At 52.9% G+C, this 2,266-nt stretch carries 1 protein-coding gene and 1 pseudogene; one reads left to right on the top strand and one right to left on the bottom strand.

Annotated features, from left to right (window positions below; genetic code table 11):
* Positions 1-832: DNA/RNA non-specific endonuclease (locus GOB85_RS18620; RefSeq protein WP_173578849.1), on the top strand; the 832-nt coding region annotated here is incomplete at its 5' end.
* A gap of 1,337 nt (positions 833-2,169) precedes the next feature.
* Here the strand turns inward: GOB85_RS18620 and GOB85_RS18615 are convergent.
* A pseudogene (locus tag GOB85_RS18615) lies at positions 2,170-2,266 on the bottom strand (IS5/IS1182 family transposase); the annotation flags it as partial.

The following is a 2,266-nucleotide window of genomic DNA, read 5'->3' as shown; positions in this document are numbered from 1 at the left end:
ATCAACGCCTGCCGTCGCGCAGACGGTGTCCTGTGCGGGTCAGTTTTTCGGCGGACAACCTCCTGCCGTGGTGGACGAGACGTTGCGGATCGGCACCGTGATGCTCTGTAATCACGGGTACGCCGTCCTGGCGTCCGAGCATACGAAAGGCGCGCTGTGGGCCGCCGAGTATCTCTCGGAAGAGAACCTCGAAGTGGCGGAGCGTACCCCCCGCAGCAGCCGCTTCTATCCGGACGCCCGCCTCCCCGACACCATGAGGGCCGAACTTTATGACTTCAGGTCGAGCGGATACGACAGAGGCCACCTTGTTCCGAGCGGCGATGAAGCTGGACTCTCGTGGCAGGCCGAGACGTATGCACTCTCCAATATCGTGCCCCAGACCGCCGAACTGAACCGGGGCGCCTGGGTGGGTGTGGAAAGTGCCGTGCGCGGGCTCGCGGACAGGGATGGAGAACTTTATGTTGTCACCGGTCCCGGTTATGACCCGGACAGAACCGATACCGTCGGCCCGCACCGGATTCCGGTTCCTGCTATCACCTGGAAGGCGATTTACGATCCGGTGACAGAAGGAAGCGGCGCTTACGTCTGCCTCAATACGTCGTCGCCTCAATGCCGCGTCATCACTGTCGCCCTGCTGACGCAGCTCGTGCGGATCGATCCGTTCCCGGCGGTGCCGGCAGGCGGGAAGGACCACGTCATGCAGATGCCGCCGATTGAGGCCAGCCCTTACGCGCTGGAGCACGAGGCCGGCGGAGAAAAGATGCTGCGCGAATGGGCTGCGCCGAAGGTTCGCCGGGCTCTTGCGGAGCTGGTCAGATCGCTCGGAAGGTGAATGGGGTCGGGGGTGACGGCTTCCGCCTCATGCCGGACATTCCGTTCGGGACTTCCGGTCTTCCGAAAGCGGACCAACTGACATGGTAGGCATTGCCGACTGACGTGCCGGGCCGGATAAGGGCTATCCAATGCCTGATTGTCCCATCCGTCGGCAGGTCAATCAATAGTGTTGCCGACATGAGAGACGTTATGCTCAGCCGAGTTCACGCGAGAGGGATCTGGTAGGGTACGAACTTAGAACTGTGGACAATTACCTTTCAATCCGACGTGCCAGCAATACGGCGCTTATTAAGCTTGTCGTCGCCTTGCTGTATCCTGACTCGTTACCCATCATTATGGTTAGGTTAGTAGTATGAACGTGATGGAACAATGCCAGTGAATGCGAGCAGTGCAAACTCGATTGATGGGCTGTGGCTCTCTCCTCCAGTCGTTGCTGCACTCTTGGCGCTTTTTGGAGCGTTGGTGGCTCTTGTTGGCCGTGACGTATTTATGGCCATTTATTTAGCACAAAAAAAACGTGAGGAAGAACTTTCAGATAAAAATGAGGAAACGAGAAAAGCAAACCACGATTTTGTTCGTCTATATTCAGATCCCCTCAAAGTCGCAGTAACAAATCTTAAATACCGACTTCATGAAATATTAGTGGAAAATAAAGGAAAATATCTTCTCGTTGGTGCTCCAAATATTCCATTTTTGGAATATAAGCGGATCAGTACACTTTATCGGATTTCCTGTGTTCTTGGATGGATTAGAGCTATACGACGCGAGCGTAGTTATCTCGATCCGGAGCAGGCATCAAACTCTATCGAGATGAAGACGATCAAGCAGCTTGAGGCAGCTCTTGCAGATGGCACACATGTTGAATTACGTCGCTTAAATGAACTGTCGAAGTTATGGCATGTACCCGAGATCGATCCAAAAATAAAAGAACGTATCGCATATCTGATTGATAGCGAATTAGGTGGTTACTTAGCGAAAAAGAACGTGCTTAGCTCGTCCGATCTGCCTGATGTCGACCAGATTGACCTCGCTAATTTATGTGCCGACGTCATTGATAATGAAGCAAAAATAAGAATTAATAGGCCTCTTGTTATAACGACAGCCAAAACTGCAGCGGTTTTCCTAGGCATCAAGGAAGCATATATCTATCGGGATTGGCAGGCGGCGATCGGCGATCTGATGCTTACGCGAGACGAGGGAGGTGTGCGTCACTTCTCGGTGCATGGCTTTGGCACCTTCGAGGACATGTTCCTCGAAGCTCGCAAGTCTAAACGATCAAATACAGCACGCTGGTTTGATCGTTTAGAAACTCTTATTCATGACTTAGAGCCTGAATCAGAAAGCGGTTTGATTGATTTTTCGCAGAACTCTGCGGATATGGGCAATCATCAACCATGCGCAGGATGACGAGATTGTTGTCTCGACATCCTTC

This window comes from Acetobacter fallax (assembly GCF_011516735.1).
GTDB classification, from domain to species: domain Bacteria; phylum Pseudomonadota; class Alphaproteobacteria; order Acetobacterales; family Acetobacteraceae; genus Acetobacter; species Acetobacter fallax.
Note: the sequence above shows the minus strand (reverse complement) of the source record. Positions and strands in the feature narration are given on the sequence as shown.